This window comes from Hydrogenophaga sp. NFH-34 (assembly GCF_021401345.1).
Taxonomy (GTDB): domain Bacteria; phylum Pseudomonadota; class Gammaproteobacteria; order Burkholderiales; family Burkholderiaceae_C; genus Hydrogenophaga; species Hydrogenophaga electricum.
Genome location: NZ_JACBGE010000052.1, coordinates 1 through 6,169, shown reverse-complemented (window position 1 = coordinate 6,169; position 6,169 = coordinate 1). Strand labels below are relative to the sequence as shown.

Genomic DNA, 6,169 nt, shown 5'->3' with positions numbered 1-6,169 from the left:
GGGTATTCGTAAAAGCGGGTGGGCGCCAACAATGGGCTGATGTATGTCACGCCAGCCAGAAGTCGTAAAACAGTGTTGCAAACATTGTCGCTTCACTGTACAGTTACGCTATCGAAAATCGTAAAGTCTTGTTGTTCGGGAGGTGACTGTAATGACTTCTAGAGATGTTGAATCGGCACTCCTTGCCCGATGCTCTGCCGTCGCTCGGGAAGCCACGCAAGCGGCTCAAGATCAGCGAGAGGCTAACGTGTTTCAGTTGGCGGCAATGGTTGTTCAGTCGCAGTTTCCAGCCGAGTCGAAGTGCTTGACGCAAGCGAGCGAAAGGTACTTCGCTTCACATCCGAACGAGCGACTGGCCTCGGCTGAGGTCGTCAGGCGAGGTTGGGTGATGAGCTTGCCACGTTTGCGAGACATGCTTTCGCGTCAACTGCAATGGGGCTGAGGCGATGCCAGCAAGTCCTGTATTCCATACGCGAACCGCACTTGCCGAAGGACTGCGAGAGTTATTCAAGCAGCTTGAAGAGAGGCTCTCGCTCCGCAGCCCAGTGAATGTCTATTTGGCTGGGGGCATGGCCGTCCATCTCTATACGTCAGATCGTGTCACAACGGATGTTGATGCCGAGTTCGGTGCCCGTGTATTCATCCCTAACGATTTGATCGTCGATGTTACGTTGGAGGATGGGACTCGCGAGGCTGTCCATTTTGACACCAATTACAACTCGACCTTTGCTCTGATGCACGAGGACTATACCGACGATGCTATCCCCTTGGATATGGGGATAGAGCATATTCGGCTTTACGTCCTCTCCCCCCTTGATTTGGCTGTCAGCAAGATTGCCCGGTTTGCCGACAATGACAAGGATGATATTGCTGCTTTGGTTCGGCTCGGCCTGACGAGTGCCGACGAGATCGAGCAACGCGCCACAAGTGCTTTGGCAGGCTATATCGGCGGTCAGGCCATGCTGAAATTGAATCTGCGGGATGCTGTCGTATTGGCTCGCGAGGTCGAAAGCGAGCGGATCGCGGCCCTGCGATTGGCAGAACTGCCTCGTCTGGAAAAGCGTGCAGGAGCGGCACTCACCTTCTGGCAGTACGCCACCGAAGCCATCAAGACACATGGCCACGATGGCGTGAACTGGGCCGATGTCGAGCGAAAGGCCATCGTCGAAAGCATCGCGGAGCATGGGCAAGAACCTTCGGAAGTTGCGGACGTGATCTGCCAGCACAGTCCGGGTGCTGTGTCGAAGGCAAAGCAAGACGATGTGCGTGCCTTGGTTGACAGGTTTGCACCTGAACTCCAAGCGCAATATGCCAAGGCGCGAGGCGAGAAAGGGTGCGAGCCATGAAGTTCCCCGGAGCCAAACGCCGCCCTCCTTTCGTGACGTTGCCACGACACAAGCGCAGCCACGAGGTCATTCGCCTCAAGGGCAAGATGCGCCGCGATGCAGCCGAGTACGGTGGCCGGTTCACCAGCCGCCTCGTGCTGAATGAGCCGGGCCGTCCCGACCTATACAACCAGTGGTTTGACTTCTACTTTCCGGGCACGGATCGGTTCACGATCTGGAACGCCAGTTTCGTGACCGCCCGAAAAGCATTCTGGGACAAGGCCCACGACATTGCACACACCCGCGTGGCCGCGATGCTGTCGCCGGAAGAGCGGGAAGAGAACTCCAAGTTGGAGTTCGTGCCTGCACAGCGCTCTAGCACCGGAAAAATCCTGACCTACAAGCTGGCCGAGCGCGAAAAGATGCGCTTCGAGCAGTTTGGTGGCCTGACCTTTCATGAGCAGTGGCGCAAGCTGGAAGCAGAGATTGCGCGCAACGAGCCGCCCGTGATCCATGAATCCTTCAAACTCGACCGCAGCTACGTCTACGGCATCGGCTTGAAGATCGTGCTTGATGCGGATGCCATCAATCAGGCATCTATCGAGGCCGCCATTGATCGCTTCATCGAGCTTGGCGAAACCGATTGGGTATCGCCTGAACCCGTGCCTCGCGACCGTTTGCCTGTCGTGAGCGAGCACGAGGCATTGGCGACCGTCACCTTCCCAGCAGAGTAGATTGCAATGCCTGATATGAATAATTTGAATATGAATCTGAGCGCGGTAAGGCCACCCATCGCGTTTGCAGCGAAGAACGCACGCTTCGTCTCCAATTTCCCGCAAGGGTCGGATGAACTCTGGATGGCAGACTTGAAAGCGTGCCGCCACGATGTTCAGTGCGAGGTGTTCGAGGACATCCTATTTGTCGAGTCCAATGGCACGGCTTTCATCTATGGCATCGAATTCGAGGATGGATGCCCGAAGGGCTTGAAGCCGGAATTGGCGCTGAAACAGCAATCCTTCATTCAGTTTCTCCGTGACGAAACGCGCCGGGACAACGATGCCCTTGGGCTGGCCGCCCTGATTTTCACCGGCCATGAATACTCGACCGAAGGCAAGGCAACGGCTGCGTACATCGCTGCACGGAACACTTCGCTAGTAATGGGCGTCGGGTATCGCAACAACGACGGAAAATACGAGTTGATCGGGATTGATCCCGAAGAAGATAGCTGGCTTGAGTCAGCCCGTTCCATTCTCCCTTTTGACGAGCTTTGTCATCCGGGATAGGGCTAATGGGACTGTCCGTCGCGAAAGACGAGCTTTACTACATCTACGTCCTCCGGGTGGAGGGAAACGGCTGGTATGTAGGCTCGACACAGAGCTTCGAGCGCCGAATGCGCAGCCATTTCGGCAAGGGCGGTGCTGTGGCAACCAAAGAGCGCCGGGCGCTGGAGATTGAAGAGGTGTTTGAGCTTCGCGACTACCAGATTCGCACAGATTGCGCACACGAGCGGGCCGAGGTTCTGATCGCGCAACGCTATGCCCAGTTGTACGGCATGAATTCTGTGCGAGGCGCAAAGCATGGCAAAGGATGGAATGACCAGCCTTCGCCGGGCAACCTGCGCGACATTGAGCGTTACAACAAATTCGCGACCTCGATAGAGGGCGAACGTCTATTGGCCGCGTTGCGCCGCATAGACCCATTGACACTTCTGCCCGACAGGCTCAATGGAGCACTGACCGGCCTTGCTTCTACCCCTGCGCCCATTTCAACCACCTGACCCAATCATGCTCGGATACTGGATCGTCGTCTCAACGCAAACCCCCGAAGAACGGGACGCCATCATCGACCGCAAGAAGTCAGTGCTCGCGGAATGGGAAACCGGCGTTGGCGGCATTCGCTGGCTGGAAAAGCTGGTCGAGGAAGGCAAGGCCACCAAGCTGCGCGGTGACGGCTATCCGAACCGCTACACGTCCACGGCAAACATCGTGCTGCCGCTCATCACGGGTGACGCAATCAAGCCTGCTGACGACGGCATCTGGGTGTTCGGCATGGATGAGGGCGAAGAGTACACCCAGCCTCCCGGCTGGATGGGCAAGGTCAACCTGCGGCCCGAGCGCATCCGTACTTGCCCGACCGATGCGGCGCTGACCATTGACGCTTGGGATCAGTCGTAACTCCATTCAACAACCACAAGGGAAATTCATGAAGAAGAACATCGCCATCCTCGCCGCCCTCGGCACTGTTGCTCTGGCCGCCTGCGGCAGCAAGACCGACGCCAACGAAAAGAACTTCGGCGCGGCCATGAGCCAGTATTTCGACAAGAAGGGCGACCTGTGCCTGAACACCAAGCGCTGGCCGGTTGACCTGTCCGAGATGGACTTGCGCCTGCAAAAGACCATGCAAGCCGGGAGCGCCAACCAGATGGCCGCGCTCGAAGCCGCTGGCTTGGTCAAGGGCGAGGACACCGAGGTGGACATCATGGGGATCATGGGTAAGCCCACTGGAGCCAAGGCCAAGATAAAGCGCTACACCCTGACCGATGCGGCCAAGCCCTTCGCGCAAGAGAAGGAAGTCGCCTCCATCGGCCTAAACGGCAAGACCACCGAGAAGCAAACCGATCTGTGCTGGGGCAAGAAGGCACTGGACAAGATCGTGAAGTGGGAAGGCCCGATGAAGTTCGGCGACTATCAAGAGGCAGGCATCACCTACACCTACAAGGTCAACAACGTCGCCGACTGGGCCAAGAAGCCCGAGGTTCAAGCCGCTTTCCCGGTGGTGAAGAGCATCCTTGACGGTGCTGGCAGCAAGGAGTCCAAGCACGCAATCAAGCTGACCAGTCAAGGCTGGGAGGCAAAGGGGTTGGATTGAGATTCGGCCATGTTTGAAGGTCGTTTCGACTGTGACATACGTCTGCGTTCAGCCGCCGACTTTGGCGTGCTCTGCACTGCTGTGGCCGATGTCTTGGCCTTGTCGGCACCTGCACCAATTGAGGCTGAGACATTCTGGCTTCCGCGAGGCCAGAGTTGCAGCCGACAAGTGACATCGGCAGGGGTGCTTGCGGAGATCGAGTACGTCACAACGGATCGCATCCCTTGTGGCCGCGATCCAGTTCACGTCACCTTTACCGGCAAGCTGCATCGCGATGCGATAGATGCCTTTCTCGCCACCCTCGGAGCGGTCATAGAAGCCACAACTGGCGAGTTGAGGAACTATGAAACGGGCGACCCGGATGCAGAGTACGAATCCATCGTGTTCGGTGGCACGCCGGAGGGGCGTGAGGCGCTTCGGCTCGCGAAGGCTGTCGAAGCTGCCGAAAGTACCGCAGGCGTGGTGTTCAGTGACGACGAGCGGGCACGCATGTCTCGATTGATCCGAGACGCCCAACTCAGAACAAAGTCTCACTGATGAGGCGATAACTAATGCCCGCCAACATCCTGAACCTCCCGCAGTACCGCGTGCTGCGCGTGCAGGAAACCGACCACGACTACCATGTCACCGCCGAGCCGGTGGAAGTGACTGCTGCCTGCCCGCATTGCCAGTCCGACCGCCTGAACTCGTGGGGAACCCGCGAGCAGGTGTTCAAAGACCTGCCCATGCACGGCAAGCGCGTGGGCATTTACATCGACACCAAGCGGCTGCGTTGCCAAGCCTGCGGCAAGACCTTCTCGCAAGCACTGCCGCTGCTGGCCGAGAACCGGATGATGACCGACCGACTGGTGAAGTGGATCGGGCAGCAAGCACTGAAACGCACCTTCACCTCGCTGGCCGACGAAACCGGCGTGGTCGAAGGAACGATCCGCAACATCTTCCGCGACTACATCAACGAGCTTGAGCAGACCGTCCGCTTCGAGACGCCGAAATGGATGGGCATCGACGAAATCCACATCATCAACAAGCCGCGCTGCGTCGTCTCGAACATCCAGAACAACACCATCGTGGACATGCTCCACAACCGAAACAAGGACACGGTGGCGAAGTACCTGTTCAAGATGCCAAACCGGGACAAGGTGCAGTACGTGGCGATGGATATGTGGACGCCCTACCGCGATGCAGTGACTGCGGTGTTGCCGGACGCCACCATCGTCATCGACAAGTTTCACGTCGTCAGGATGGCGAACGACGCTATGGAGAAGGCCCGCAAAGGGCTGCGGGCTGAACTGACACTGAAACAGAAGCGCGGGCTGATGCACGACCGCTTTGTGCTCTTGAAGCGCGAGCGCGACCTGAACGACCAGGAACGGCTGCTCATGGACGGCTGGACAAAGAACTACCCAGCTTTGGGCGAAGCCTACCGGCTCAAAGAGGACTTCTACGGCATCTACGAGGCCGGGACGCCAGAGGAAGCCATGCGGCGCTACGAGGCGTGGTACAGGGCAATATCGACCGAGATCAGACCCTACTTCGCCGACCTGATCCGCGCCTTCACGAACTGGCAGCCCTTCATCCTCAACTACTTCGAGCACCCCGTCACCAATGCCTACACCGAGAGCCTGAACAGCCTGATCCGGGTGATGAACCGGCTGGGGCGCGGCTACTCGTTCGAGGCGCTACGGGCCAAGATTCTCTTCACAGAGGGCATCCATAGCCGAAAGCAGGCACGCCCCAAGTTCGAGAGAAAGCGTGCGTCGGAGCCTGTCGAGATGGGCAGAGCGTTGCCAGATGACGCGATGGGCTATGGACCGCCCGTGCTTGAGAAGGTGCGGGCAATGAAGCCTCCGAAGGAGGCTGACCAACACAAGGCACCACCGCCGCCCAAGAACTACGGAGCGGACATTTCAACACTCATCCGCATGATCGAGGCAGGAGAGCTTTGATCCCGTTTCAACCCACTTTTACGAATAGCC

General features: G+C 58.0%; 8 protein-coding genes. All 8 read left to right on the top strand.

The genetic code is table 11. From position 1 onward, the window contains the following. The first annotated feature begins 446 nt into the window (after positions 1–446). From L0977_RS25155 to L0977_RS25120, 8 genes are read left to right on the top strand one after another with little or no spacing between them, the layout of a single operon-like run. Entirely contained in the window at positions 447–1,346 is a 900-nt protein-coding gene (locus L0977_RS25155; RefSeq protein WP_222935263.1) for a DUF6036 family nucleotidyltransferase, read from the top strand. Beyond that, the gene (locus tag L0977_RS25150; protein ID WP_234267662.1) at positions 1,343–2,059 is read left to right on the top strand and encodes a hypothetical protein; all 717 of its coding nucleotides are present in this window, start codon (positions 1,343–1,345) and stop codon (positions 2,057–2,059) included. Before L0977_RS25155 ends, L0977_RS25150 begins: the two co-directional genes overlap by 4 nt. 30 nt (positions 2,060–2,089) lie before the next feature. Then, positions 2,090–2,608, top strand: coding sequence for a hypothetical protein (locus L0977_RS25145; protein WP_079437262.1), 519 nt, complete (start codon positions 2,090–2,092; stop codon positions 2,606–2,608). A gap of 5 nt (positions 2,609–2,613) precedes the next feature. After that, a complete protein-coding gene (locus L0977_RS25140) occupies positions 2,614–3,102 on the top strand; it encodes a GIY-YIG nuclease family protein (protein ID WP_074585524.1) in 489 nt (162 codons plus the stop codon). A gap of 7 nt (positions 3,103–3,109) precedes the next feature. Beyond that, the gene (locus tag L0977_RS25135; RefSeq protein ID WP_074585525.1) at positions 3,110–3,499 is read left to right on the top strand and encodes a hypothetical protein; all 390 of its coding nucleotides are present in this window, start codon (positions 3,110–3,112) and stop codon (positions 3,497–3,499) included. A 28-nt stretch (positions 3,500–3,527) separates the two neighbouring features. Beyond that, entirely contained in the window at positions 3,528–4,193 is a 666-nt protein-coding gene (locus tag L0977_RS25130) for a hypothetical protein (protein WP_074585526.1), read from the top strand. 9 nt (positions 4,194–4,202) lie between these two features. Beyond that, positions 4,203–4,730 carry a hypothetical protein gene (locus tag L0977_RS25125; protein WP_143008605.1) on the top strand — a complete coding sequence of 176 codons (528 nt, stop codon included), beginning with the start codon at positions 4,203–4,205 and terminating at the stop codon, positions 4,728–4,730. A 14-nt stretch (positions 4,731–4,744) separates the two neighbouring features. Continuing rightward, entirely contained in the window at positions 4,745–6,139 is a 1,395-nt protein-coding gene (locus L0977_RS25120) for an ISL3 family transposase (protein WP_234267661.1), read from the top strand. Positions 6,140–6,169 lie beyond the last annotated feature (30 nt).

Bases quoted from the DNA above. Each gene is read 5' to 3' on its own strand.
- L0977_RS25155 (WP_222935263.1), top strand. From the start codon at position 447: ATGCCAGCAAGTCCTGTATTCCATACGCGAACCGCACTTGCCGAAGGA.
- L0977_RS25125 (WP_143008605.1), top strand. From the start codon at position 4,203: ATGTTTGAAGGTCGTTTCGACTGTGACATACGTCTGCGTTCAGCCGCC.
- L0977_RS25145 (WP_079437262.1), top strand. From the start codon at position 2,090: ATGAATCTGAGCGCGGTAAGGCCACCCATCGCGTTTGCAGCGAAGAAC.
- L0977_RS25150 (WP_234267662.1), top strand. From the start codon at position 1,343: ATGAAGTTCCCCGGAGCCAAACGCCGCCCTCCTTTCGTGACGTTGCCA.
- L0977_RS25140 (WP_074585524.1), top strand. From the start codon at position 2,614: ATGGGACTGTCCGTCGCGAAAGACGAGCTTTACTACATCTACGTCCTC.
- L0977_RS25135 (WP_074585525.1), top strand. From the start codon at position 3,110: ATGCTCGGATACTGGATCGTCGTCTCAACGCAAACCCCCGAAGAACGG.
- L0977_RS25130 (WP_074585526.1), top strand. From the start codon at position 3,528: ATGAAGAAGAACATCGCCATCCTCGCCGCCCTCGGCACTGTTGCTCTG.
- L0977_RS25120 (WP_234267661.1), top strand. From the start codon at position 4,745: ATGCCCGCCAACATCCTGAACCTCCCGCAGTACCGCGTGCTGCGCGTG.